This is a genomic window from Burkholderia sp. WP42, from assembly GCF_000745665.1.
Taxonomy (GTDB): Bacteria; Pseudomonadota; Gammaproteobacteria; order Burkholderiales; family Burkholderiaceae; genus Burkholderia; species Burkholderia vietnamiensis.
The window spans coordinates 26,676-51,249 of the sequence record NZ_JQJT01000003.1; the positions used below are offsets into that span (position 1 = coordinate 26,676).

The 24,574-nt window shown below is 66.9% G+C and carries 24 protein-coding genes; 16 read left to right on the top strand and 8 right to left on the bottom strand.

All coding sequences use genetic code 11. From position 1 onward, the window contains the following. Nucleotides 1–33 precede the first annotated feature (33 nt). The 4 genes from EX20_RS00140 (at nt 34) to ftsB (ending at nt 4,436) form a co-directional block, all read left to right on the top strand. The gene (locus EX20_RS00140; protein ID WP_011885398.1) at nt 34–1,692 is read left to right on the top strand and encodes a CTP synthase; all 1,659 of its coding nucleotides are present in this window, start codon (nt 34–36) and stop codon (nt 1,690–1,692) included. Beyond that, nucleotides 1,689–2,543, top strand: a complete 855-nt coding sequence (kdsA, locus tag EX20_RS00145) for a 3-deoxy-8-phosphooctulonate synthase (protein WP_011885397.1) — start codon at nt 1,689–1,691, stop codon at nt 2,541–2,543. The genes EX20_RS00140 and kdsA overlap by 4 nt, the downstream gene beginning before the upstream one ends. 105 nt (nt 2,544–2,648) lie before the next feature. Further along, nucleotides 2,649–3,932, top strand: a complete 1,284-nt coding sequence (gene eno, locus EX20_RS00150; protein ID WP_011885396.1) for a phosphopyruvate hydratase — start codon at nt 2,649–2,651, stop codon at nt 3,930–3,932. A gap of 81 nt (nt 3,933–4,013) precedes the next feature. After that, nucleotides 4,014–4,436, top strand: a complete 423-nt coding sequence (ftsB, locus tag EX20_RS00155; protein ID WP_011885395.1) for a cell division protein FtsB — start codon at nt 4,014–4,016, stop codon at nt 4,434–4,436. Nucleotides 4,437–4,533: 97 nt separating this feature from the next. Here the strand turns inward: ftsB and EX20_RS00160 are convergent, their stop codons facing one another. The 3 genes from EX20_RS00160 to EX20_RS00170 form a co-directional block, all read right to left on the bottom strand. After that, nucleotides 4,534–4,887 (bottom strand): hypothetical protein, encoded by a 354-nt coding sequence (locus EX20_RS00160; RefSeq protein WP_034192432.1) that lies wholly within the window; start codon nt 4,885–4,887, stop codon nt 4,534–4,536. Nucleotides 4,888–5,050: 163 nt separating this feature from the next. Further along, the gene (gene hslO / locus EX20_RS00165) at nt 5,051–5,998 is read right to left on the bottom strand and encodes an Hsp33 family molecular chaperone HslO (RefSeq protein WP_014723272.1); all 948 of its coding nucleotides are present in this window, start codon (nt 5,996–5,998) and stop codon (nt 5,051–5,053) included. Between the two features lie 25 nt (nt 5,999–6,023). Beyond that, nucleotides 6,024–6,548, bottom strand: coding sequence for a gamma carbonic anhydrase family protein (locus EX20_RS00170; RefSeq protein ID WP_011885392.1), 525 nt, complete (start codon nt 6,546–6,548; stop codon nt 6,024–6,026). Nucleotides 6,549–6,699: 151 nt separating this feature from the next. Here EX20_RS00170 and EX20_RS00175 point away from each other — a divergent pair, with 151 nt between their 5' ends. The 11 genes from EX20_RS00175 to EX20_RS32390 all read left to right on the top strand — a co-directional run bounded on the left by EX20_RS00175 (nt 6,700) and on the right by EX20_RS32390 (nt 16,180). Continuing rightward, nucleotides 6,700–7,557 (top strand): ferritin-like domain-containing protein, encoded by an 858-nt coding sequence (locus EX20_RS00175; protein ID WP_034192433.1) that lies wholly within the window; start codon nt 6,700–6,702, stop codon nt 7,555–7,557. Nucleotides 7,558–7,816: 259 nt separating this feature from the next. Further along, nucleotides 7,817–8,707, top strand: coding sequence for an alpha/beta fold hydrolase (locus EX20_RS00180; protein ID WP_011885390.1), 891 nt, complete (start codon nt 7,817–7,819; stop codon nt 8,705–8,707). 82 nt (nt 8,708–8,789) lie between these two features. Continuing rightward, nucleotides 8,790–9,620, top strand: a complete 831-nt coding sequence (locus EX20_RS00185) for a 3',5'-nucleoside bisphosphate phosphatase (protein ID WP_034192434.1) — start codon at nt 8,790–8,792, stop codon at nt 9,618–9,620. 78 nt (nt 9,621–9,698) lie between these two features. Continuing rightward, complete coding sequence (locus tag EX20_RS00190; protein ID WP_034192435.1) at nt 9,699–10,331, top strand: L-threonylcarbamoyladenylate synthase; 633 nt, start codon at nt 9,699–9,701, stop codon at nt 10,329–10,331. 45 nt (nt 10,332–10,376) lie between these two features. Beyond that, entirely contained in the window at nt 10,377–11,039 is a 663-nt protein-coding gene (locus EX20_RS00195) for a site-2 protease family protein (protein WP_011885387.1), read from the top strand. An 8-nt stretch (nt 11,040–11,047) separates the two neighbouring features. Further along, on the top strand, nt 11,048–12,250 hold the full coding sequence (locus EX20_RS00200) for a tryptophan--tRNA ligase (protein WP_011885386.1): 1,203 nt from the start codon (nt 11,048–11,050) through the stop codon (nt 12,248–12,250). Nucleotides 12,251–12,259: 9 nt separating this feature from the next. Continuing rightward, nucleotides 12,260–12,862 carry a class I SAM-dependent methyltransferase gene (locus EX20_RS00205; RefSeq protein ID WP_034192436.1) on the top strand — a complete coding sequence of 201 codons (603 nt, stop codon included), beginning with the start codon at nt 12,260–12,262 and terminating at the stop codon, nt 12,860–12,862. 47 nt (nt 12,863–12,909) lie between these two features. Continuing rightward, complete coding sequence (dapA, locus tag EX20_RS00210) at nt 12,910–13,815, top strand: 4-hydroxy-tetrahydrodipicolinate synthase (protein WP_011885384.1); 906 nt, start codon at nt 12,910–12,912, stop codon at nt 13,813–13,815. A 111-nt stretch (nt 13,816–13,926) separates the two neighbouring features. Next, nucleotides 13,927–15,072, top strand: a complete 1,146-nt coding sequence (bamC, locus tag EX20_RS00215; protein ID WP_011885383.1) for an outer membrane protein assembly factor BamC — start codon at nt 13,927–13,929, stop codon at nt 15,070–15,072. 4 nt (nt 15,073–15,076) lie between these two features. Beyond that, entirely contained in the window at nt 15,077–15,853 is a 777-nt protein-coding gene (locus EX20_RS00220; protein ID WP_011885382.1) for an MBL fold metallo-hydrolase, read from the top strand. A gap of 168 nt (nt 15,854–16,021) precedes the next feature. Beyond that, nucleotides 16,022–16,180, top strand: coding sequence for a hypothetical protein (locus tag EX20_RS32390; RefSeq protein WP_014723266.1), 159 nt, complete (start codon nt 16,022–16,024; stop codon nt 16,178–16,180). Between the two features lie 20 nt (nt 16,181–16,200). Here the strand turns inward: EX20_RS32390 and EX20_RS33290 are convergent, their stop codons facing one another. Together EX20_RS33290 and EX20_RS00225 are read right to left on the bottom strand one after the other, a co-directional pair. Further along, nucleotides 16,201–16,446 carry a hypothetical protein gene (locus EX20_RS33290; protein WP_011657350.1) on the bottom strand — a complete coding sequence of 82 codons (246 nt, stop codon included), beginning with the start codon at nt 16,444–16,446 and terminating at the stop codon, nt 16,201–16,203. Between the two features lie 54 nt (nt 16,447–16,500). Further along, entirely contained in the window at nt 16,501–17,721 is a 1,221-nt protein-coding gene (locus EX20_RS00225; RefSeq protein WP_034192437.1) for a cupin domain-containing protein, read from the bottom strand. A 32-nt stretch (nt 17,722–17,753) separates the two neighbouring features. On the opposite strand from EX20_RS00225, the gene EX20_RS00230 reads away from it, so the two are divergent. Next, nucleotides 17,754–18,302 carry an FKBP-type peptidyl-prolyl cis-trans isomerase gene (locus tag EX20_RS00230; protein ID WP_011885380.1) on the top strand — a complete coding sequence of 183 codons (549 nt, stop codon included), beginning with the start codon at nt 17,754–17,756 and terminating at the stop codon, nt 18,300–18,302. On the opposite strand, the gene EX20_RS00235 is transcribed toward EX20_RS00230, so the two are convergent. From EX20_RS00235 to EX20_RS00245, 3 genes are all read right to left on the bottom strand, one after another. Continuing rightward, complete coding sequence (locus EX20_RS00235) at nt 18,282–19,553, bottom strand: metallophosphoesterase (protein ID WP_034192438.1); 1,272 nt, start codon at nt 19,551–19,553, stop codon at nt 18,282–18,284. The genes EX20_RS00230 and EX20_RS00235 overlap by 21 nt on opposite strands. Continuing rightward, nucleotides 19,534–22,191, bottom strand: coding sequence for a DNA mismatch repair protein MutS (gene mutS / locus EX20_RS00240; RefSeq protein WP_034192439.1), 2,658 nt, complete (start codon nt 22,189–22,191; stop codon nt 19,534–19,536). Before mutS ends, EX20_RS00235 begins: the two co-directional genes overlap by 20 nt. Before the next feature lie 750 nt (nt 22,192–22,941). After that, the gene (locus tag EX20_RS00245; RefSeq protein ID WP_034192440.1) at nt 22,942–24,564 is read right to left on the bottom strand and encodes an NAD(P)/FAD-dependent oxidoreductase; all 1,623 of its coding nucleotides are present in this window, start codon (nt 24,562–24,564) and stop codon (nt 22,942–22,944) included. Nucleotides 24,565–24,574: the final 10 nt, after the last annotated feature.

Sequence of the window (24,574 nt, forward strand, 5' to 3'; positions counted from 1 at the left end):
GGTATAATCCGTTTTTCCCGCGAGCATTCAGCGATGACCAAATATGTTTTCGTCACCGGCGGCGTAGTTTCTTCCCTCGGCAAGGGTATTGCCGCCGCCTCCCTCGCCGCGATCCTCGAATCGCGCGGTCTGAAAGTCACCCTCCTCAAACTCGATCCCTACATCAACGTCGACCCCGGCACGATGAGCCCGTTTCAGCACGGCGAAGTGTTCGTGACGGAAGACGGTGCGGAGACGGACCTCGACCTCGGCCACTATGAGCGCTTCATCAGCACGAAGATGCGCAAGGCCAACAACTTCACGACGGGCCAGATCTACGAATCGGTGATCCGCAAGGAGCGCCGTGGCGATTATCTCGGCAAGACCGTGCAGGTGATCCCGCACATCACGAACGAAATCCAGGCATTCATCGAGCGCGGCGCGGCATCGGCCACCTGCGGCGAGCCGGACGTCGCGATCGTCGAGATCGGCGGCACGGTCGGCGACATCGAATCGCTGCCGTTCCTCGAGGCCGCGCGCCAGATGAGCCTGCGCCTCGGCCGCAACAGCGCATGTTTCGTGCACCTGACGCTCGTGCCGTACGTCGCGACGGCCGGCGAGCTGAAGACGAAGCCGACCCAGCACAGCGTGCAGAAGCTGCGCGAGATCGGCATCCTGCCGCACGTGCTGCTGTGCCGTGCGGACCGCCGTATTCCCGACGACGAGTCGAAGAAGATCTCGATGTTCTCGAACGTGCCGGAAGACGCGGTGATTTCGGTGTGGGATGCCGACAGCATCTACAAGATTCCGCAGATGCTGCACGACCAGGGCCTCGACCGGATCATCTGCGACGAACTGAAGCTGTCGCCGAAGGAAGCCGACCTCAGCATGTGGTCGGAGCTCGTCGAGAAGCTCGAGCACCCGAAGCACGAAGTGACGATCGGCATGGTCGGCAAGTACGTCGATCTGACGGAGTCGTACAAGTCGCTGATCGAGGCGCTGCGCCACGCGTCGCTGCACACGTCGACGAAGGTCAACATCGAGTACATCGACTCCGAAGAGATCGAGTCGAACGGTGTCGACAGCCTGAAGCATCTCGACGCCGTGCTGGTGCCGGGCGGCTTCGGCCGTCGCGGCACGGAAGGCAAGATCGCGGCGATCCGCTATGCGCGCGAGGCGAAAGTGCCGTATCTCGGCATCTGCCTCGGCATGCAGCTCGCGGTGATCGAGTTCGCACGCGACGTCGTCGGCCTGAAACAGGCGAACAGCACGGAGTTCGATCCGGACACGCCGGAACGCGTGGTCGCGCTGATCACCGAGTGGTACGACCGCGAAGGCAAGGTCGAGACGCGCACCGAGTCGTCCGATCTCGGCGGCACGATGCGGCTCGGCTCGCAACGCTGCCCGATCAAGCCCGGCACGATGGCCGAAGAGATCTACGGCAAGGACGTGAACGAGCGCCATCGCCACCGTTATGAAGTCAATAACCGCTTCGTGCCCCAGCTCGAAGCCGGCGGCCTTATCATCAGCGCCCGTACCCCGAGCGAGGATCTGCCGGAGATGATGGAACTGCCGCGTTCGATGCACCCGTGGTTCGTCGGCGTCCAGTTCCACCCGGAATTCACGTCGACGCCGCGTGACGGTCATCCGCTGTTCAAGTCGTTCGTCGAAGCGGCGCTCGCCAACAAGCAAGCGCGCGGAGCAGAAGCATGAAGCTGTGCGATTTCGAGGTCGGCCTCGACCAGCCCTTCTTCCTGATCGCGGGTACCTGCGTCGTCGAATCGGAGCAGATGACGATCGACACCGCGGGCCGCCTGAAGGAAATCTGCGCGAAGCTGAACGTTCCGTTCATCTACAAGTCGTCCTACGACAAGGCGAACCGCAGCTCGGGCAAGTCGTTTCGCGGCCTCGGAATGGACGAGGGGCTGCGCATCCTCGGCGAGGTGAAGCGCCAGCTCGGCCTGCCGGTGCTGACCGACGTGCATTCGATCGACGAGATCGAGCAGGTCGCGTCGGTCGTCGACGTGCTGCAGACGCCCGCGTTCCTGTGCCGCCAGACCGACTTCATCCACGCGTGCGCGCGCTCGGGCAAGCCGGTCAACATCAAGAAAGGCCAGTTCCTCGCGCCGCACGACATGAAGAACGTGATCGACAAGGCGCGCGACGCCGCACGCGAAGCCGGTCTGTCGGAAGACCGCTTCATGGCGTGCGAGCGCGGCGTCTCGTTCGGCTACAACAACCTCGTGTCCGACATGCGCTCGCTCGCGATCATGCGCGAAACGAATGCGCCGGTCGTGTTCGACGCGACGCACTCGGTGCAGCTGCCGGGCGGGCAGGGCACGAGCTCGGGCGGTCAGCGCGAATTCGTGCCGGTGCTCGCGCGCGCCGCGGTCGCGACGGGTGTCGCCGGCCTGTTCATGGAAACGCATCCGAATCCGGCCGAAGCGAAGTCCGACGGCCCGAACGCGGTGCCGCTGCACCGGATGGGCGCGCTGCTCGAGACGCTCGTCACGCTCGACCAGGCGGTGAAGCGCAATCCGCTGCTGGAAAACGATTTCAACTAAGACCGAATGAACCTTGCGGCGGCTTCGCGCGTCTGTAGCGACAGCAGGTTCGGCACGCGTGCCGTCGCAGCTTGAAGAATCCATCGTCATTCTCAGAGGAAACCCATGAGTGCAATCGTAGATATCATCGGCCGCGAGATTCTGGATTCGCGCGGCAACCCCACCGTCGAATGCGACGTGCTGCTCGAATCGGGCACGATGGGCCGCGCGGCGGTGCCGTCGGGCGCGTCCACCGGCTCGCGCGAAGCGATCGAACTGCGTGACGGCGAAGCCGGCCGCTACAACGGCAAGGGCGTGCTGAAGGCAGTCGAGCACATCAACACCGAAATCTCCGAAGCCATCATGGGCCTCGACGCGTCGGAACAGGCGTTCCTCGACAAGACGCTGCTCGAGCTGGACGGCACCGACAACAAGTCGCGCCTCGGCGCGAACGCGATGCTGGCCGTGTCGATGGCCGTCGCGAAGGCAGCGGCCGAAGAAGCCGGCCTGCCGCTGTACCGCTACTTCGGCGGCTCGGGCGCGATGCAGCTGCCGGTGCCGATGATGAACATCGTGAACGGCGGCGCGCACGCGAACAACAGCCTGGACATCCAGGAATTCATGATCGTGCCGGTCAGCCAGCCGACGTTCCGCGAAGCGCTGCGTTGCGGCGCGGAAGTGTTCCACGCGCTGAAGAAGATCCTGAGCGACCGCGGCATGAGCACGGCAGTCGGCGACGAAGGCGGCTTCGCGCCGAACTTCGGCAGCAACGACGAGTGCCTGTCGACGATCCTGCAGGCGATCGAAAAGGCCGGCTACCGTGCGGGCGAAGACGTGCTGCTCGCGCTCGACTGCGCGGCATCGGAGTTCTACCACGACGGCAAGTACCAGCTCGCGGGCGAAGGCCTGCAACTGTCGTCGGCCGAATTCACCGACTACCTCGCGACGCTGGCCGACAAGTTCCCGATCGTGTCGATCGAGGACGGCATGCACGAAGGCGACTGGGACGGCTGGAAGCTGCTGACCGAGCGCCTCGGCAAGAAGGTCCAGCTGGTCGGCGACGACCTGTTCGTCACGAACACGCGCATCCTGAAGGAAGGCATCGAGAAGGGCATCGCGAACTCGATCCTCATCAAGATCAACCAGATCGGTACGCTGACCGAAACGTTCGCGGCGATCGAAATGGCGAAGCGCGCGGGCTATACGGCCGTGATTTCGCACCGCTCGGGCGAAACGGAAGACTCGACGATCGCGGACATCGCGGTCGGCCTGAACGCCGGTCAGATCAAGACGGGTTCGCTGTCGCGCAGCGATCGCATCTCGAAGTACAACCAGCTGCTGCGTATCGAGGAAGACCTCGGCGACATCGCCAGCTACCCGGGCAAATCGGCTTTCTATAACCTGCGCTAACGCGCTACTATCGGGTTCGTCATCTCGACGCCGCTCTGTGCACATGCGCTGAGCGGCGCTTCTTATATCTGCGTCTCTTACATGCGGCTTGTCACTGTCGTCCTGATTGCCTTGCTGGCGCTCATTCAGTACCCCCTATGGTGGGGACACGGCGGCTGGCTGCGGGTGCACGAACTGCGCCAGCAGCTCGGCGACCAGCTGCAGAAGAACGCGGACGAGAAGCTGCGCAACGAGCGGATCGCCGGTGAGGTGCAGGATCTGCAGAGCGGCACCGCGGCCATCGAGGAGCGTGCGCGCTACGAGATGGGGATGGTGAAGGACGGCGAGGTGTTCGTGCAGTTCGTGTCGCCGAACGCGCCGGCCTTGCCGCTCAACAACACGCCGTCGAGCACGTCGACGCGCGGCGCGGTGTCCTCGGCGCCGGTGCGCGTCGTACCGAATCCGCAGTCGATCGCGCGGCCGTCACGACATCACGGTGGCGAGAAGAAGGGCGCTCATCACTGAGCGCTGCGGGCAGCCGAATCATTGAAAAAGCGCGGGAAATACCGCGCTTTTTTATTTCCCGACGGTTTTCAATCGAAGCCGCCGCCGCGCTCGGGTGTCACCACCACCAGCCCGGATAGCCGTAGGTCACGCCGGTGCCCCACCGGTTTCCCCAGCCGCCGCTCGAATAGCCGCCGTAGAAGTTCACCGGCGGCGGCGTGTAATTCGCCCACGCACGCGCCGCGGCTTCGGCCGCCATCGCTTCGTGCTGTTCGCGCATCGCCTGCCGATCGATCTCGTCGTAGCGCTTGCGCTCGGCGCTCGACAAGGTCGGCGGCTGGCCGCCGGCTGCGCCCGGTTCGGGCAGACGGCTCAGGATCGTCGACGTAGGCGGCTGCACCGCGCAGCCGGCGAGTGCCAGGGTGCCGGCGGCGATGCCGGTCAGAAGGAGCGTGCGGAAGGTTTGATGCATGGGTTTCTCCAGCGGCGCGCCGGACGCGGGCAAGGCCCGCGGCAAGCGGCTTGTGACTGAGGCCGGGCCGGTGATGCGTCGGCGCCGGCCCTGTGTTGCGAGTGCCTCCATTATGCGCCCGCGCCGACGTCGCACTCGCGAGTCGGGACGCGAGGCTGCAGGCTCAGTGGCGCTGTTCGGTCGCGGGCGTGATGCCCGTCCCGAGTTCCGGCGCGGCGAACAGCTGCGCGACGTCGACCGGATCGAATTCGTAGCGCTGGTTGCAGAACTCGCAGTGGATTTCGACGTGGCCGCGCTCGACGATCACGCTGTCGACTTCGTCGCGGCCCAGCATGCGCAGCATCGCACCGACCTTTTCGCGCGAACACGTGCACTGGAAGCGCGTGCCGGCCGGCTCGAAGTGCTGCACGTTCTCCTGCCAGAAGAGGCGCCGGAACACGACCTCCGGCTCGACTTCGAGCAGCTCCTTCGCCGACATCGTGCCGCCGAGCGTACAGACGCGCTCCCACGTGTCGGCGTCGGTCTCGGCATTGCGCGGCACGATGCCGCCGTCGCCCGGCAGCTTCTGCAGCAGCATGCCGACCGCGCGGTCGCGATCGGCCGCGAGCCACAGGCGCGTGTCGAGCTGCTCCGAATGGTGCATGTAGTGCTCGAGCACCTGCGACACCGATTCGAGCGGGCCGTCGACGCCGTTCAGCGGCACGATGCCCTGGTACGGCTGCTGGCCCGGCAGCTTGTCGGCCGGGTCGAGCGTGATCACGCAACGGCCATGGCCGCTCGCGTTGACGAGCGATGCGAACGCCAGGTCGTCGCCGATCGTACTGGCTTCGCCGGCGAACTTGGCCGTGGCGCGCATCGACAGGTCCGAACTGCACTGGACGACCAGCATCTGGACCGGCCCGTCGCCGAAGATCTGCATGATCAGGGTGCCGTGAAATTTCAGGTTCGCGGACAGCAGCGCACACGCGGCCATCATCTCGCCGAGCACCGTGCGCACCGGGGCGGGGTAGTCACGGCGGGTCAGCACCTCCTGCCAGGTGTTGCGCAGCGACACGATCTCGCCGCGCACGGGTGCCGAATTGAACATGAATTTCTGTAACTGGTCGCTCACTCTGGTTCCTTGAAATCCGCGCGGATCATCCGATCCGCACGAGTTGCTCCTTGAAATGCGCACGGCGCTCGACGTACGTCTTCGCATTGGCGCGCAACCGCGCGATGTCGTCTGCCGACAGCTCGCGTACGACTTTCGCCGGCGCGCCGAGAATCAGCGAGTTGTCCGGGAACGTCTTGCCTTCCGTCACGACCGCGCCGGCACCGACCAGACAGTTGCGGCCGATCACCGCGCCATTCAAGACCACCGCCTGAATCCCGATCAGCGAACCTTCGCCGACCGTGCAGCCGTGCAGCATCGCCTGATGTCCGATCGTCACGTTCTCGGCGATCGTCAGCGGAAAACCGGGGTCCGTATGCAGGACCGCACCTTCCTGGACATTGCTGCCGGCGCCGACGGTGATCGTCTCGTTGTCGCCGCGAATCGTCGCGCCGAACCACACGCTCGCGTTCTGCTCGAGCACGACCTTGCCGATGATGGCCGCCGTATCGGCGACGAACACGCTTTCGTGGATCGTCGGGGCCGTATCGCCCAGTTTGTAGATCGTCACGGAGTCTCCTGGTCTCTTCGATGATGGGCGCCGGTAGAATGACGCGTCTGGCGTGCCGGGCGCGACGCGATGGATGCGGCGCGGCACAAACCTCTATTGTAAACCGTCGCGTGCCGGCGCTCTCGCGCCGTGCACGGACGCTCCCCGTTCGATGAGCATCGAGTCTTCCCAATCCGCCACGGCGCCGGTCTGCGTGCGCCGCGCCGCGCTCGACGCGCTGCGCGTATGCGAGCCGGTCGCGAAAGCCGCGCAAGTCGGCGAGCTGCAGCGGGCCTGGCTTGCCGGCCTGGCCGCGATCGCGCCGGCGCTCCGCTTCGACGAACCGGCCGGGCTGCCGGGCCGGCCGGCGCGCCCGCCGCTGGTCGAGCCGCGTCAGCTCGAGCGGCGCAGCATGCGTTCGCCGGCGGGGCGCGCGGTGCTGCTGCACGCGCTCGCCCACATCGAGTTCAATGCGATCAACCTCGCGCTCGACGCCGTATGGCGCTTCGCCGCGATGCCGCAGGCGTTCTACGCGGACTGGCTGAAGGTCGCCGCGGAAGAGGCCCATCATTTCACGCTGCTGTGCGGGCGGCTCGCCGAGTTCGGTCACGCATACGGCGATTTTCCTGCACACAACGGCCTGTGGGAAATGTGCGAGCGGACCCGCGACGACGTGCTCGCGCGGATGGCGCTGGTGCCGCGCACGCTCGAGGCGCGCGGGCTCGACGCGTCGCCGCCGATCCGCGCGCGGCTCGTGCAGGCAGGCGACGATGCGTCCGCCGCGATCCTCGACGTGATCCTGCGCGACGAAATCGGTCACGTCGCGATCGGCAATCGCTGGTTTCGGCACCTGTGCGACGAAGCCGGCCGCGATCCGGTCAGCGCGTACCGCGAACTCGCCGTGCAGTACCACGCGCCGCGGCTGCGCGGCCCGTTCAATTTCGAGGCGCGCCGCACGGCGGGCTTCGAGCAGGCGGAACTCGACGAACTGGCCGCACACGACGCGGCAAGCGGCAGCGCAGCGGGTTAGCCGGGCCGCGCGGTCGATGCGTGCTGCGAACGCTACGAAAAATCGCCGTGATGTCCTTGAGGCCAGCACGCGTCGTCACGACACGCGGCGCGTTCCGTCCCGCGCGGCGGTGCCCGGCGCGGTCGATGCGCCGGGCGCGCCTCTCAGCCCATGCGGCCGCACCGCTAGAGCGCCGCCTCGACGGCGCCCCGGACAGCGGCACGCCGGAAAATTGGCGCCCTCGCTATAATCGAACGATCATTCTTTTTTGGCGGTTGCAATGGGTATGTCGAGTTCTGTTTCCGATTTCATCACGGTGCGCGGCGTCAAGCTGCATGTGCGGCGCTGGGGCCGGCCCGATGCGCCGACGCTGTTCATGCTGCACGGCTGGATGGACGTCGCGGCGTCGTTCCAGTTCGTCGTCGAGGCGCTGGCGGGCGACTGGCAGGTGATCGCGCCCGATGCGCGCGGCTTCGGCCTGTCCGACTGGCCGGTCGCACGGCAGGGCGGTGGCCATTACTGGTACCACGACTACCTGGGCGACCTCGATGCGCTCGTCGATCACTACGCGCCGACCGGCGAAGTGAATCTGGTCGGGCACAGCATGGGCGCGAACGTCGTCTGCATGTATGCGGGCGTGCGGCCCGAGCGCGTCCGGCGCGTGGTCGACCTCGAAGGCTTCGGGCTCGCGCCGGCGCGCGCCGAACAGGCGCCGCGCCGCCTGCGCAACTGGCTCGACGAGCTGCGCGAGCCGCCGGTCCTGCGTCCTTACGCGTCGCTCGACGACGTGGCGGCCCGGCTGATCAAGACGAATCCGCGCCTCGATCCGCGTCGCGCCGCGTTTCTTGCCGCGCACTGGTCGAAGCGCGGCGACGATGGCCAGTACCACCTGCTGGCCGATCCCGCCCACAAGATGGTCGGCCCGCAGCTGTACCGGCTCGACGAGGTAATGGCGATCTGGAAGCAGGTGCGCGCGAAGGTGCTGCACGTCGAGGCCGTCAATTCGCCGACGCTCGCGTATCTCGCCGGCGACATTCCGCTGCCGGAGTTCAAGGCGCGCTTCGCCGCGTTCGCCGACTGGCGCGAGAAGCTCGTGGAAGATGCCGGCCACATGGTCCATCACGACCAGCCGGCGCAGATCGCGGCGCTGATCGAGGCGTTCTGCGCGTGAGCCGGCGGCGTCGGCGGCAGGGCAGGCGGCCAGCGCAATTGCCGCATTGCAGTAGAATGAAGCTTCACCTGCCATACCGACAATGAACGCTGATCTCCACTGCCATTCGAATGTTTCCGACGGGTTGCTGTCGCCTGCCGACGTCGCGCGCCGCGCCCATGCGGGCGGCGTGACCCTGTGGGCGCTGACCGACCACGACGAGCTCGGCGGTCAGGCGGCGGCGCGTTGCGAAGCGGAAGCGCTGGGCATGCGTTACCTGAGCGGCGTCGAGATTTCGGTCACGTGGGCGTCGCGCACGGTGCACATCGTCGGGCTGAACATCGATCCGTCGAACCAGGCGCTCATCGACGGCCTCTATCAAACCCGCCACGGCCGCGCGGCGCGCGCGCGGGCGATCGGCGCGCAGCTCGAGACGCTCGGCATCCCGGGCGCCTACGAAGGCGCGCTGAAGTACGTATCGAACCCCGATCTGATCTCGCGCACCCATTTCGCGCGCTTCCTGGTCGAGAACGGCCACGCCGAATCGCTGACGGACGTGTTCGACCGCCTGCTCGGCGACGGCAAGCCGGGCTTCGTCGCGCATCGCTGGGCCACGCTGTCCGACGCGGTCGCGTGGATTCGCGCGGCCGGCGGCGAGGCCGTGATCGCGCATCCGGGGCGCTACCGCTACACGCCGGTCGAGTTCGACGCCTTCTTCGCGGAATTCATCGATCTCGGCGGCCGCGCGATCGAAGTCATTACGGGCAGCCACACGCCCGATCAATATCGCGAATACGCGGACGTCGCGCGCCGCTTCGGCTTCGAGGCGTCGAGCGGGTCGGATTTCCACGCACCGGGCGAAGGTCGCGTCGAGCTCGGCAGCCTGCCGCCGTTGCCGTCCGACCTGAAACCGGTCTGGGAGCGCTGGCTCTGACGCGGCGCGGCCGCGCGCCGCGCGCCGTTCGCGCGGCCGCCCGGGCGCGCTCCGACTCCTTCCTCTTTACGTGCCTCCATGTCCCAGTTCTTCAGGATTCATCCCGATAATCCGCAGCCGCGCCTCGTCAAGCAGGCCGCCGACATCGTCAGCAAGGGCGGCGTGATCGCGATGCCGACCGATTCGAGCTACGCGCTCGCGTGCCACCTCGACGACAAGGACGCGGTCGAGCGCGTGCGCCGGATTCGCGGCCTCGACGAGAAGCAGCATCTGTCGCTGCTCGTGCGCGACCTGTCGGAGCTGGCCAATTTCGCGATGGTCGACAACCGCCAGTACCGGCTGATCAAGTCGGTGACGCCGGGCCCTTACGTGTTCATCCTGCAGGCGACGAAGGAGGTGCCGCGCCGGCTGTCGCACCCGTCGCGCAAGACGATCGGGCTGCGCGTGCCGGATCACGCGATCACGCTCGCGCTGCTCGAATCGCTCGGCCAGCCGCTGCTCGGCACGACGCTGATCCTGCCGCCCGACGACGAGCCGCTCAACGATCCGGAGGACATCCGCGCGCGGCTCGAGAAGCAGGTCGATCTGGTGATCGACGGCGGCGCGTGCCCGCGCGAACCGTCGACCGTGATCGACCTGACGGACGACGCGCCGCAGCTCGTGCGCGCCGGGCGCGGCGCGCTCGAACCGTTCGGGTTGTCGGCCGCGTAAGTGCCATTCATTTTTGCGCGAGCGCGCTTGTTACAATAACGCGATATGGATGCTTCCCTGATACAGACCATCGCCGTCTACGCGCTGCCCGTGATCTTCGCGATCACGCTGCACGAGGCCGCGCACGGCTATGCCGCGCGGCTGCTCGGCGACAACACCGCGTACGTGATGGGGCGCGTGTCGTTCAATCCGATGCGGCACATCGATCCGCTCGGCACGATCGCGATCCCGCTCGCGATGTACGTGCTGACCGGCGGCGCGTTCCTGTTCGGCTATGCGAAGCCGGTGCCGGTATCGTTCGGCAATCTGCGCAATCCGCGCTGGGGCAGCCTGTGGGTGTCGCTCGCGGGGCCGGCCTGCAATTTCGTGCAGGCGCTGCTGTGGGGCATGCTGACCGTCGTGCTGGCCGCCGCCGGCATCGACGAGCCGTTCTTCACGCGGATGACCTATGCGGGCGTCAGCGCGAACCTGGTGCTCGGCGTGCTGAACCTCTTTCCGCTGCCGCCGCTCGACGGCGGCCGCATCCTGGCGGCGCTGCTGCCGCCGAAGCAGTCGATCGCGCTGTCGCGCATCGAGCCGTACGGTTTCATCATCGTGCTGCTGCTGGTCATGACCGGCGTGCTGACGAACTTCTGGCTGCGTCCGCTCGTGAATGCCGCAGCCGGCGTGCTGAGCGCCATCCTGTCCCCCTTCGCCTCGCTTTTCTAACGACAACCATGTTCCCAGATCGTATTTTCTCCGGCATGCGACCCACCGGGTCGCTGCACCTCGGCCACTACCACGGCGTGCTGAAAAACTGGGTGAAGCTGCAGTCCGAGTACCCGTGCTTCTTCTGCGTGGTCGACTGGCATGCGCTGACGACGCACTACGAAACGCCCGAGGTCATCGAGAAGAACGTGTGGGACGTGCTGATCGACTGGCTCGCGTCCGGCATCGATCCGACCCAGGCGACGCTGTTCATCCAGAGCAAGGTCCCCGAGCATGCCGAGCTCGCGCTGCTGCTCGGCATGAGCACGCCGCTCGGCTGGCTCGAACGCGTGCCGACCTACAAGGAGCAGATGGAGAAGCTGAAGGACAAGGATCTGTCGACCTACGGCTTCCTCGGTTACCCGGTGCTGATGGCGGCCGACATCCTGCTGTATCGCGGCTCGCTGGTGCCGGTCGGCGAAGACCAGGTGCCGCACGTCGAGATGACGCGCGAGATCGCACGCCGCTTCAATTACCTGTACGGCCGCGAGCCGGGCTTCGAGGAGAAGGCGCTCGAGGCGGCGAAGAAGCTGGGCGGCAAGCGTGCGAAGCTCTATCACGAGCTGCGCAACGCATACCAGCAGGAAGGCGACGACGAGGCGCTCGAGCAGGCGCGCGCGATGTTGCAGGAATCGCAGAGCCTGTCGATGAGCGACCGCGAGCGGCTGTTCGGCTATCTCGAAGGCGCGCGCAAGATCATTCTCGTCGAGCCGCAGGCGCTGCTGACCGAAGCATCGCGGATGCCTGGCCTCGACGGCCAGAAGATGTCGAAGTCGTACGGCAACACGATCGGCCTGCGCGAGGATGCGGAGACCATCACCAAGAAGGTCCGCACGATGCCGACCGATCCGGCGCGCGTGCGCCGCACCGATCCGGGCGATCCCGACAAGTGCCCGGTGTGGCAACTGCATCAGGTCTATACCGACGCCACCACGCACGAGTGGGTGCAGAACGGCTGCCGTTCGGCCGGCATCGGCTGTCTCGACTGCAAGCAGCCGGTCGTCGAAGGCATCCTGCGCGAACAGCAGCCGATGCTCGAGCGTGCGCAGAAGTACATGGACGATCCGTCGCTGCTGCGCGCAATCGTCGCGGACGGTTGCGACAAGGCGCGCAAGCACGCGGTCGAGACGATGCGCGACGTGCGCGAGGCAATGGGCCTGTCGTACACCTGAGTCGAGCGCATGCGCGAACCCATCATCGCGGCCGCCGGCTGCCACGTCGCCGCGACCGAGCCGTCAGGCTGGGTCGCGCGCTGGTCGCATCTGGCGCCGGCGGGCGGCGCGGTGCTCGACGTCGCCGCGGGCGGCGGCCGCCACGCGCGCTGGTTCGCGTCGCGCGGGCACGCCGTCGTCGCGCTCGATCGCGATCCGGCCGCGCTCGCGGCGCTGCGCACGATTCCCGGCGTGGACGTGCGCGAAGCCGATCTCGAAGGCGCGCCGTGGCCGTTGCCGGCCGGCGCGTCGTTTGCCGCGGTGGTCGTCACCCATTACCTGCATCGGCCGCTCTGGCCCCATCTGGTCGATGCGGTGGCGCCGGGCGGCGTGCTGATCTACGAAACCTTCGCGCAAGGAAACGAAACGGTCGGCAAGCCGTCCAATCCGGCATTCCTGCTCGCGCCGGGCGAGTTGCTGGACGTCGTGCGCGGGCATCTGCGGGTGGTCGCGTACGAGGACGGATTCGTCGCCGGGCCGCGCGCCGCGTTCGTTCAGCGCATCTGCGCGGTGCGCGAGTGCGCACCCGCGACGGCAGGGGCGGGAATTCCACGTTACGAACTGCGCGGCTAATCCGCTACAATCTCAACGTTTACCGGTACATCAATCAATCGCGTTTCATGGCTAACGGCACCCAAGACGGCATTCAAATCCGCGGCAGCATCCCCGCGATCGTCACCCCGATGCTCGAAGACGGCAGTCTCGATCTGCCGGCGTTCCGCAAACTGATCGACTGGCACATCGAGGAAGGCACCGATGCGCTGGTCGTGGTCGGCACGAGCGGCGAGTCGGCAACGCTCAACGTCGAAGAACACGTGCTGATGATCCGCACGGCGGTCGAGCATGCGGCCAAACGCATCCCGATCATCGCGGGCGCGGGCGGCAATTCGACCGCGGAGGCGATCGAGCTGACCAAGCAGGCGAAGGCGGTCGGCGCCGACGCGACGCTGCAGGTCGTGCCGTACTACAACAAGCCGACGCAGGAAGGGATGTACCGGCACTTCAAGGCGATCGCCGAAGCGGTCGACCTGCCGGTGATCCTGTACAACGTGCCGGGCCGCACGGTCGCGGACATGGCGCACGACACGACGCTGCGCCTCGCGCAGGTGCCCGGCATCATCGGCATCAAGGAAGCGACGGGCAACATCGACCGTGCCGCCCACCTGATCAAGGCCGCGCCGAAGGATTTCGCGATCTACAGCGGCGACGACCCGACCGCGATCGCGCTGATGCTGCTCGGCGGCCACGGCAACATCTCGGTGACGGCGAACGTCGCGCCGCGTGCGATGAGCGACCTGTGCCGCGCGGCGCTGGCCGGCGACGTGGCGACGGCGCGCACGCTGCACATGAAGCTGCTGTCGCTGCACAAGAACCTGTTCATCGAAGCGAACCCGATTCCGGTGAAATGGGCGCTGCAGGCGATGGGCAAGATGCAGGGCGGCATCCGCCTGCCGCTCACGCCGCTCGACGAGCGCTGCCACGACGCCGTGCGTTCGGCCCTCGTCGAGGCCGGCATCCTCGCCTGATGCGCGGGCGGCCGCGTCCTGCGGCCGCCGGCTCGACCCCTCATCAACCCGCACCGGCCGGCTCCGTCCGGCGCCGCTCCTGACGAGCGTTCTAGCAAGACGAAGGATTTCATGAAACGTTTCGCCTTTTCCTCACGCGCCATCCAGGTCTCGGTGATGACGCTGGCGCTGGGTGCGCTCGCCGGCTGCGATACGCTGAACGATTATCTGGCTCCCGACCGGGTCAACTACAAGAACACGGGCTCGGCGCCGCCGCTCGCGGTACCGAGCGACCTGAAGCCGGTGCCGACCACGCAGCAGTTCGTCGCGCCGCCGAGCAATGCGGGCCTCGGCACGCTGCCGCCGCGGGCGCAGACGGCTGCCGGCAATGCGACCGACGGCGTTCCGAGCGCGCAGGACCCGCTCGGCATGCACATCGAGCGCGACGGCGATCGCCGCTGGCTTGTCGTCGACGGCCGCACGCCCGAGCAGCTGTGGCCGATCCTGAAGGAGTTCTGGCAGGAGAACGGCTTCTCGCTGAAGACCGACGCGCCGTCGACGGGCATCATGGCCACCGACTGGGCAGAGAATCGCGCGAACATCCCGGACGACTGGTTCCGCCGCACGATCGGCAAGGTCATCGACTTCGCATATTCGTCGGGCACGCGCGATCGCTTCCGCACGCTCGTGAACCGCACGCCGGACGGCAACACCGACATCTCGATCACGCACAGCGCGATGGAAGAAATGATGGTCGGCCCGCAGGGCGGCACGTCGTCGCGCTGGGAAGAGCGGCCGCGCAATCCGGTGCTCGAGGCCGTGTTCCTGTCGAAGCTGATGCAGAAGTTCGGCCTCACCGACGCGCAGGCGAAGCAGCTGCTCGCCGACGCGCATCCGGCCACCGCGCCGGCTCAGGTCCGCGACACGAGCGGCGGCGCCGCGACGCTGCAACTCGCCGAATCGTTCGATCGCGCATGGCTGCGCGTGGGTCTGGCACTCGACCGGACCAACTTCGCCGTCGACAACCGCGACCGCGAGAAGGGCCTGTACACGGTTCGTTACGCGAACACGATGGAAGAGCTGAAGCGCGACGGCCTGTTCGGCAAGCTGTTCTACGGCGGCCCGTCGGCAGCCAAGCCCGGCAAGGAATATCTGGTCAACGTGCGTGCGCAGGGCAACGGCGGCACGCAGGTCGCGGTGGTCGACGCGAACGGCCAGATCGACAATTCGTCGGACGCGCAGCGGATCATTTCGCTGTTGCACGCGCAACTGAACTAAGCGCGTGCGCTTCGCGAGCCTTGGTAGCGGCAGCGAAGGCAACGCGCTGGTCGTCGAAGTCGCGAGCGGCACGACGACCACGCGCGTGCTGCTCGACTGCGGTTTTTCTGCGAAGGAGGTCGAGCGCCGCCTCGGCCGCCTGAATCTCGGCGTCGACGATCTCGATGCGATTCTGATCACCCACGAGCACAGCGACCACGTCGGCAGCGCGTTGACGCTGGCGCGGCGCGCTTCGCTGCCGCTCTACATGAGCTGGGGCACGGCGCGCGCGGTGGGCGCGGACGAGGCCGATGTCGATCTGCACGTGCTGTGGGGCGACGAGACGGCCGCCATCCGCGATCTGGCCGTGATCCCCTATACTGTGCCGCACGACGCGCGCGAGCCGCTCCAGTTCGTCTTTATGGACGGTAGCCGCCGGCTCGGCGTGCTGACCGACGTCGGGATGGCCACGCCGCACATCACGACCGTGCTGAGCGGCTGCGACGCGCTGGTGCTCGAATCGAACCACGATACGGCGATGCTCGCCGGAAGCCGCTATCCGCAGTCGCTGAAGGCGCGGATCGGCGGCAGTCACGGCCATCTGAGCAACGATGCGGCGGCCGGCATTCTCGCCTCGCTCGAACGTAGCCGGCTGCGGCATCTGGTGGCCGCGCATCTGAGCCAGCAGAACAACCGTCCCGAACTGGCCCGCCAGGCGTTTGCGGGCGTGCTGGGCACCGATGGCGACGAGGTGGTCGTGGCGACGCAGGACGCGGGTTTCGACTGGCTGGCGCTCGACTGAGCGAGCGGGGGATAGCGCAAGGCGGCGGAGCGGGAGAGCAGAAGCGGCGCGCGTCAGCGCCCGGGCCGAATGGCCTTCGATGCGGTGCGCGATGCGCGCAAACCGCAGGCATAAAAAAACCGGCCCATCGGGCCGGTTTTTTTTCAGCTGACGCTGAGGCTTACTGGCTTGCGCCCGAAGCCGGAGCTGCCGAAGCAGCCGATGCCGGCGCAGCAGCAGCTGCGTCGCTTGCAGCAGCCGAAGCCGACGAAGCTGCAGCCGAAGCGTCGCTCGCAGCACCAGCAACTGCCGAAGCAGCCGACGAAGCAGCAGCAGCGGCGTCGCTAGCAGCCGACGAAGCAGCTTGATCAGCGCTCTTGTTGCAAGCAGCCAGTGCAACAGCAGCCAACAGGGAAGCTACGAGGAGGGATTTCTTCATGATCACGTCCTTTTATGGTTAAAGGTAAGCAACAGCGCGAAACAATACCGGTAATGTGCTCCAACACCGACCTGGGCCGCTGGTGGAGACGCACTTCTAGAGCGTGAATCTTCCCTACGGCTTGGGCGGAAATTATATGCACTTTCCTATCGACCGTCGACAAATGCGGGGTCAATACGTTGTCTTTCCCATACAAAATTTGATCTGCATGGGCATACGGGGTAGTCCACTAAATCCGGCTTCCGACCCGTATCCAGCCCGCACAATACCACTCGTGCAGTAAGGCTGTCATTGAGGGAACCCGGGATAGTGTTACAAACCGTTTCGCCTCCATGTGGCGCAGATTGGCCAGTTCGGGCAGCCATTCGCCGGCTTGCTCGAGCGGTTCCTCTTCGCCATTAATGAAGTACGAGCGCGCGTTATACATCAATGTGGCCCTTCTGTCGAGAGATACGCCGCGACGGGCAGCCTGCTTGACGAATGCCGCCTCCGACAGCGGGCGTGCCGGCGGCTCGAATACCACGTTGGATTTGGGCTCGCTCAGATAGCAGCCGAGGAATTCGGCGACGTCGCGCTTGCGCCAGCGAATCGCGTCGACGATCTCGGCGACGCGTTCGACCATCGCGGGCGGCAGCTCGGCCGGCGTGTCCACGGCCGGTTGCTTCGGGTCGCGGTACAGTTCGTCGCCGCGCGCGTCGCGCAGGCCGCCGCGTTCGGCGAGGTAGTACAGGAATTGCGCGCCGAGTTCGCCGGCCGACGGTGCCCGGAATCCGATCGAGCAGGTCATGCATTCGCCTTCGGCCACGCCGTCGTGTGCGATGTGCGGCGGCAGGTACAGCATGTCGCCCGGCTCCAACACCCATTCGTCGCTCGGCTCGAAATGCTCGAGGATCTTCAGCGGCACGTCCGGCAGCAGCGACAGGTCCTTCTGCGCGCCGATGCGCCAGCGGCGTCGGCCTTCGACCTGCAGCAGGAACACGTCGTACGAGTCGAAGTGCGGGCCGACACCGCCGCCGTCCGTCGCGTACGAAATCATCAGGTCGTCGAGCCGGGCGTCCGGAATGAAACGGAAGCGGTCGAGCAGGGCGCGCGCTGCGTCGACGTGCAGGTCGAGCCCCTGCACGAGCAGCGACCACGCCTTGCGCGATACGGCAGGCAGCGCGCCCGGTTCGAACGGCCCGTGCGCGAGTTGCCACTTGTTACGAAAATGCGTGATCAGACGCGATTCGGCGTCATAGTCTGCAGCCAGGTCGAACAGCGCATCGCGCGTGAGCGGCGGCTTCACGCCGGGAATCGCCTGGCGGATCAGCAGCGGTTTTTTCTGCCAGTAGCGGCGCATGAACTGCGCCGGCGTGAGACCGCCGAGCAGCGGTGTGGGAAGATCGGAAGGCGGCGCGCCGAATGGGGCGGCAGCGGCTTCCCGCGGTTCGGCTGGAGACCGGTTGCGCATCGTATAATGACAGTTGTAATTGGGAGAATTGGATGAAAATCGCAAAAAACACCGTCGTGTCGGTCGCTTACAAGCTGTCGGATGCGCAAGGCAATCTGATCGAGGAAAGCGACGAGCCGATGGTCTATCTGCACGGCGGCTATGATGGCACGTTCCCCAAGATCGAGGAACAGCTCGACGGCCAGGAGCCCGGCTACCAGGCGCAGGTTCAGCTCGAGCCGCAGGACGCGTTCGGCGACTACGATCCCGAACTCGTGAAGGTCGAGCCGCGCGATCGTTTTCCCGAACCGCTCGAAATCGGCATGCAGTTTGAAGGCACGCCGGAGGACGCCGACGAGGAAGTGGATTCGCTGATCTACACGGTCACCGACATCGCCGAAGACAAGGTCGTGCTCGACGGCAATCATCCGCTCGCCGGCATGGCGCTGCGCTTCGCACTCACCGTCAAGGACGTTCGCGAAGCGACCGAGGACGAGATCGAGCATGAGCACGCGCATGGCGCGGAAGGCCTCGAGATCGTCGACGAAGACGAGGACGAAGAGGAAGACGGCGACACGCCGTCAGGGCGCACCCTGCACTGAGCTGGCAGGCTGGCCGGACGCCGGCCCTGAAGCAGGGGGCGGCACCGGCCACGACGCGCCGGCCGGCGTCGTGCCGTCGCCCTGCAGCGGCGGCGCGACCGACGACGCATCGGGCAATGCCGGCAACGCGGGAATCTCGGGCATCTGCGGCAGCGGCACGTCGTTGCGCGGTGCGGCCGGCAGTGCAGGCGGAACCGGCACGTCTTTCGGCACGTCCTGCAGGCTCACGCTGAAGACGGTCTGCCGGGCCGGCGACACATTGACCTTCACCCACTGATGCGCCGGATGGCGCGGGCCGAACGCGACGCGCGTCACGTTGCCGATCAGTGCGCCATCGTCCGCATGCAGCGGGCGATCGATCAGAAAACCGTTCGCGAGCGGCTCGCCGCTCGCGTGCATCACGAGGATCGGGCCGCGGAATGTCGCGGCCGCCTTCACCAGCGCCCGTTTCAGTTCCCGAAAGCCGTCGCGTGCGCGCGGCCGGTTGAAGCGCAGCCACGCAAAGCGTTCGGCGCGTTCATAGCGATCGAACTGCGGGTCGCCTTCGAAGATCACCACCATCGCGCGCGCTTCGCGCCGCTTCGCGAATTCGGCCGCATGGTCGAGCCAGAAACCGTTCGCGATCACACGATCCTCGAATTCGCCGTTGCGGCCGCCGGCCGTCAGGAAATGGTTGTTCGGCGCCGGCGCGTTCAGCGCGACGTAGACGACGTCGTCGCGGATCCAGCGCGCGTTTTCGCGATATGGCCGGAACCGTGCGACTTCGCTTTCGCGCGTGATCGGCAGCGCGCCGGGATCGGGCAGCGCGGTGTCGGCAAGCAAGGTCTGCCGCAGGAAATCCAGCCGTTCGACGGGATCGTAACCGCCGCCGGCCGCGGTGCCGCACGTGACCCAGTCGTGGTTGCCGGGAATGAACACCAGAGGCACGCGCGTCGCGCTCAGGATTGCACCGCGCTGCGCATACAGCGAATCGCGGCACGCTTCCTTCGCGCCCTTGATGTCGCCCGCATAGACTACGAACGCGACGCTGCGTTCGCGTGCGATCGCTTCGAACAGCCGTTGCGCGGCCGGTTCGTCGGCCGGCACGTCGATCACGCTCGACACGACCGCGAACGAGTAGGGCGCCGCACCGCGTTTGGGCGTGGCCGCCAACGCGCCGGCCGTGGCGAGCGTGAGCGCCGCCACAGTCAGCGCGGCGGCAAGGCCGGCGCGCCGGCCCCGTGCAACGCGTTTATGCGTGCCCGTCGGCATCGTGCGAGCGGACGAGCGTCCGCAGTTCATACAGCAAGTCGAGCGCTTCGCGCGGCTTCAGGTCGTCGGGATCGATGTCGCGCAGCCGGTCGAGCGCCGGATGCGTGGCGTCGGACGGCGCCGGCGCGTCGGCGCATTCGACATCGTCGGCCGCCGCGGGCGGGGCGCTGAACAGGTCGAGCTGCGGCGTATGCTGGGCGGCCGACTGCTGCTCGAGATACGCGAGATGCTTGCGGGCCGCGCGGATCACCGGCGCCGGCACGCCCGCGAGCTGGGCGACCTGCAGCCCGTAGCTCTGGTTCGCCGGCCCCTCGTTGACCGCATGCAGGAACACGATGCCGTGGCCGTGCTCGACGGCCGACAGGTGGACGTTCGCCGCCTGCGGGAATTCGCTCGGCAGTTGCGTCAGCTCGAAGTAGTGCGTCGCGAACAGCGTGTAGCAGCCGTTCTGCGCCAGCAGATGACGCGCGATCGCCCATGCGAGTGCGAGGCCGTCGAACGTCGACGTGCCGCGCCCGATTTCATCCATCAGCACGAGACTTTGCGGCGTCGCGTCGTTGAGGATCGCCGCGGCTTCGGTCATCTCGACCATGAACGTCGAGCGGCCGCCCGCGAGGTCGTCGGCCGCGCCGATCCGCGTGAAGATGCGGTCGATCGGCCCGAAGCACGCCGACTTCGCCGGCACGTAGCTGCCGACGTACGCCATCAGCGCGATCAGCGCCGTCTGCCGCATGAACGTCGACTTACCGCCCATGTTCGGGCCGGTGATCAGCAGCAGCTTGCGATCGGCGCCGAACCGGCAGTCGTTCGCGATGAATTGCTCGACCTGCGCTTCGACGACCGGATGGCGGCCCTGCTCGATCTCGATGCCGATGTCGTCGGTGAAGGTGGGCGCAACCCAGTCGAGCGTGCGCGCACGTTCGGCGAAGGCCGCGAGCACGTCGAGCTCCGCGAGCGCCGACGCGACGCGCTGGCATTCGGGGATGAACGGCAGCAGCGCCTGCAGCACGCCGTCGTACAGCGCGCGCTCGCGAGCCAGCGCGCGCTCCTGCGCGGACAGCGCCTTGTCTTCGAAGGTCTTCAGCTCGGGCGTGATGTAGCGCTCGGCGTTCTTCAGCGTCTGGCGGCGGCGATAGTCGTCGGGCACCTTGTCGGTCTGGCCGCGCGTGACCTCGATGTAGAAGCCGTGCACCTTGTTGTATTCGACGCGCAGGTTCGCGATGCCCGTGCGTGCGCGCTCGCGCGCTTCGAGGTCGATCAGGAACTGACCGCAGTTCTCGGAGATGTCGCGCAGTTCGTCGAGCTCCGCATCGTAGCCGCGCGCGATCACGCCGCCGTCGCGCACCATCGCGGCCGGCTCGGGCGCGATCGCGCTCGTCAGCAGGTCGAGGCATTCGGCGGGCGGCGCGAGCGCCGCGTCGACACGGGTGAGCGCATCGGCGTTCGCGACGATCGCGCTGATGCGCTCGCGCAGTGCCGGCAGGGCGGCGAACGTGTCGCGCAGGCTCGACAGATCACGCGGCCGTGCGGACAACAGCGCGAGACGCCCGGTGATCCGTTCGACGTCGGCGATCTGGCGCAGCGCGCTGCGCAGTGCGTCGAGGTTTGCGTCGGCGGGCGCATCGAGCAGCGCGCCGATCGCTTGCTGGCGTGACTGCGCGGCGACCGATGCGCGCGGCGGGTGGTGCAGCCAGTGACGCAGCAGGCGGCTGCCCATCGTCGTGCAGCAGGTGTCGAGCAGCGAATACAGCGTCGGCGATTCGGTGCCGCGCAGCGTTTCGGTCAGCTCGAGGTTGCGGCGCGTCGCCGGATCGAGGCCGATGTATTCGGTTTCGCTTTCGACCTTCAGGCTGCGCACGTGCCGTAGCTGCTGGCCCTGCGTAGCTGCCGCATACAGCAGCAGCGCGCCGGCTGCGCCGCATGCGCTCGTCAGCGAATGGGCGCCGAAGCCGTCGAGGCCGGCAACGTCGAGCTGGTCGCACAGGCGCTGCGTGCCCGACGCGATGTCGAAGTGCCACGCCGGCACGCGCTTGACCGCGCCTGCGCCGGCCGGCACGGCGTCGGTCGCGCCGTCTGCGGTGAGAATTTCGGCCGGGCGGATGCGCTCGAGTGCCGCGCCGAGCTGGTCGGGTTCGATTTCGGCGAGCCGCAGCGCACCGCTGGCGAGATTCAGCCACGCGAGGCCGATATTGACCGCGACGCCGCGCTTGTTGTGGCCGGTGCACATCGCCAGCAAATAGACGTCGTTCTTGTCCGACAGCAGCGCCGCGTCGGTCAGCGTGCCGGGCGTGACGACGCGCACGACCTTGCGCTCGACCGGGCCCTTCGACGTGGCCGGATCGCCGATCTGCTCGCAGATCGCGACCGATTCGCCCATCTTCACGAGCTTCGCCAGATACTGTTCGACCGCGTGGTGCGGGACGCCGGCCATCTTGATCGGGTTGCCCGCCGATGCGCCGCGCTGGGTAAGCGTCAGGTCGAGCAGACGCGCGGCTTTCTCGGCGTCTTCGAAGAACAGCTCGTAGAAGTCGCCCATCCGGTAGAAGACGAGCGTGTCCGGGTGGTCGGCCTTGATGCGTAAGTACTGCTGCATCATCGGGGTGTGGCCAGCAAAGGCCTCGGGCGACAGCGTGGTCATAGATCCGGCGTAAAATTGTTGCTTGGGTTGCCCGAGTTTACCAGCGGCCCCGACCGACAAGCGCGAAGTTCGCCGTTCGACCAGTTGCGCGCGTTCAGAGCGGGACGCTTCCGGTCTGTCGACACCGCGCCCGATCGCATACGATTCCGCGACGTGAACAACCGGGGAGGAGATCGGCGATGGAAGTCTTTTGGACGTTGAAGAGCATCCCCGAACTGGCGAATCTGCCTGCGCGCGACAGGCGCGTCAACTGGCGACGCGCGTATTTTCGTAGCTGGCGCCATTGGCAGACATGGGCCGGTTTGCTCGCGTGCGCTCTATGCGCGGCACTTGGGGCCGGGCTCGGTGCAAGGGCGGGGCACCCGTTCGTGGGAGCGGTTGTCGGAGGCGCCGCGGGGCGGATTCGTCTTCGGGCAAGCTGTGGTCCGTGTCGCGCGCGCCCATTACAGAAACGTGCTGCTCGGTCTTGACGATTAGCAGGATGACCGCTGCGGTGGCTTCTTTACGTGAGGTCGCCGGCGATCGCCGTAACGACGCCCGCATGACCGTTCGCTTGCCGCTTGACCGAGTGTCGTGCGTATCGATCGATGATGGCCGACCGTCGAAAGCGCGAGCGCGGCGGTTCGCGTAACCGGCGCACGACGCACTCTCACGGAACGCGAACGTTCCGCTGGATCATTGGAGCAGGCCGCGACGGCATGACGATCGGCTCGGCGCCGCAGCCATCGCGCGCCGAACCTGCCGCCGACGTCAGGACGCCTGCTTCGACATCAGATCGAGCGCCAGCGCCTGCGCGACTTCGATCCCGTCGATGGCCGCCGAGTAGATGCCGCCCGCATACCCGGCGCCTTCGCCGGCCGGATACAGACCTTCGACGTTCACGCTCTGGTAATCGTCCTTGCGCCGAATGCGGATCGGCGACGACGTGCGCGTCTCCACGCCGGTGAGCACCGCATCGTGCATCGCGAAGCCGGCGATCTTTTTGTCGATCTGCGGCAGCGCTTCCCGAATCGCTTCGATCACGTAGTCGGGCAGCGCAGTGCTGAGATCGGTCGGCCGCACGCCCGGCTTGTACGACGGCGCGACGGAGCCGAGCGACGTCGACGGCCGGCCCGCGATGAAATCGCCGACCAGCTGGCCCGGTGCGCTGTAATCGCCGCCGCCGAGCTCGAACGCGCGTTCCTCCCATTTGCGCTGGAACGCGATGCCCGCGAGCGGGCCGCCCGGATAGTCTTCCGGCGTGATGCCGACGACGATCCCCGCGTTCGCGTTGCGCTCGGCGCGCGAATACTGGCTCATGCCGTTGGTGACCACGCGGCCGGGCTCGGAGGTCGCCGCGACGACCGTGCCGCCCGGGCACATGCAGAAGCTGTACACCGCGCGCCCGTTGCTGCAGTGGTGGACCACCTTGTAATCCGCCGCGCCGAGCTGCTTGTGGCCCGCGAACTTGCCGAACCGGCTGCGGTCGATCAAGCCCTGCGGATGCTCGATCCGGAAGCCGAGCGAGAACGGCTTCGCCTCGATGAACACGCCGCGATCGTGCAGCATCTGGAACGTGTCGCGCGCGCTGTGGCCGACGGCCAGCACCACGTGATCGCAGCGCAGCGTTTCGCCGTTCGACAGCTTCAGCGCGCGAACCTTGCCCTGCTCGATGTCGATGTCCTCGACGCGGGTTTCGAAGCGCACTTCGCCGCCGAGCGCGTGGATCGTCGCGCGCATCTTTTCCACCATGCTGACGAGGCGGAACGTGCCGATGTGCGGCCGGCTCAGATACAGGATGTCCTCCGGCGCGCCGGCCTTGACGAACTCGTCGAGCACCTTGCGGCCGTAGTGATGCGGGTCCTTGATCTGGCTGTACAGCTTGCCATCGGAGAACGTGCCGGCGCCGCCTTCGCCGAACTGCACGTTGGACTCGGGATTGAGGACGCTCTTGCGCCACAGTCCGAACGTGTCCTTGGTGCGCTCGCGCACGGCTTTGCCGCGTTCGAGGATGATCGGGCGAAAGCCCATCTGCGCGAGGATCAGCCCGGCAAAGAGCCCGCACGGCCCCATGCCGATCACGACCGGGCGCAGGAAGTTGCCGTGCTCGGGCGCCTTCGTCACGAAGCGGTACGTCATGTCGGGCGTGACGCCGCAATGCGGCGTGCCGGCGAGTCGCGGCAGCACGGCCGCTTCGTCCTTGACCTCGACATCGACGATGTAGGTGAGCTTGATGTCGGCGCGCTTGCGCGCATCGTGCGCACGGCGGAACACCGTGTAGCGCAGAAGCCCGTCTGCCGGCACGCCGAGCTCGTCGAGGCGCGCGCGGATGGCGGCCTCGAGAGCGCTCTCGGGGTGGTCGAGCGGGAGTTTGATTTCGCTTAGCCGTAACATGAGTATTCGG

Bases quoted from the DNA above. Each gene is read 5' to 3' on its own strand.
- bamC (WP_011885383.1), top strand. From the start codon at position 13,927: ATGAAACGTTTCGCCTTTTCCTCACGCGCCATCCAGGTCTCGGTGATG.
- EX20_RS00245 (WP_034192440.1), bottom strand. From the start codon at position 24,564: ATGTTACGGCTAAGCGAAATCAAACTCCCGCTCGACCACCCCGAGAGC.
- EX20_RS00160 (WP_034192432.1), bottom strand. From the start codon at position 4,887: ATGCATCAAACCTTCCGCACGCTCCTTCTGACCGGCATCGCCGCCGGC.
- EX20_RS00190 (WP_034192435.1), top strand. From the start codon at position 9,699: ATGTCCCAGTTCTTCAGGATTCATCCCGATAATCCGCAGCCGCGCCTC.
- EX20_RS00230 (WP_011885380.1), top strand. From the start codon at position 17,754: ATGAAAATCGCAAAAAACACCGTCGTGTCGGTCGCTTACAAGCTGTCG.
- EX20_RS00185 (WP_034192434.1), top strand. From the start codon at position 8,790: ATGAACGCTGATCTCCACTGCCATTCGAATGTTTCCGACGGGTTGCTG.
- EX20_RS00140 (WP_011885398.1), top strand. From the start codon at position 34: ATGACCAAATATGTTTTCGTCACCGGCGGCGTAGTTTCTTCCCTCGGC.
- EX20_RS00200 (WP_011885386.1), top strand. From the start codon at position 11,048: ATGTTCCCAGATCGTATTTTCTCCGGCATGCGACCCACCGGGTCGCTG.
- EX20_RS00175 (WP_034192433.1), top strand. From the start codon at position 6,700: ATGAGCATCGAGTCTTCCCAATCCGCCACGGCGCCGGTCTGCGTGCGC.
- EX20_RS00195 (WP_011885387.1), top strand. From the start codon at position 10,377: ATGGATGCTTCCCTGATACAGACCATCGCCGTCTACGCGCTGCCCGTG.
- eno (WP_011885396.1), top strand. From the start codon at position 2,649: ATGAGTGCAATCGTAGATATCATCGGCCGCGAGATTCTGGATTCGCGC.
- kdsA (WP_011885397.1), top strand. From the start codon at position 1,689: ATGAAGCTGTGCGATTTCGAGGTCGGCCTCGACCAGCCCTTCTTCCTG.
- EX20_RS00225 (WP_034192437.1), bottom strand. From the start codon at position 17,721: ATGCGCAACCGGTCTCCAGCCGAACCGCGGGAAGCCGCTGCCGCCCCA.
- EX20_RS00235 (WP_034192438.1), bottom strand. From the start codon at position 19,553: ATGCCGACGGGCACGCATAAACGCGTTGCACGGGGCCGGCGCGCCGGC.
- EX20_RS00180 (WP_011885390.1), top strand. From the start codon at position 7,817: ATGGGTATGTCGAGTTCTGTTTCCGATTTCATCACGGTGCGCGGCGTC.
- mutS (WP_034192439.1), bottom strand. From the start codon at position 22,191: ATGACCACGCTGTCGCCCGAGGCCTTTGCTGGCCACACCCCGATGATG.
- dapA (WP_011885384.1), top strand. From the start codon at position 12,910: ATGGCTAACGGCACCCAAGACGGCATTCAAATCCGCGGCAGCATCCCC.
- EX20_RS00205 (WP_034192436.1), top strand. From the start codon at position 12,260: ATGCGCGAACCCATCATCGCGGCCGCCGGCTGCCACGTCGCCGCGACC.
- ftsB (WP_011885395.1), top strand. From the start codon at position 4,014: ATGCGGCTTGTCACTGTCGTCCTGATTGCCTTGCTGGCGCTCATTCAG.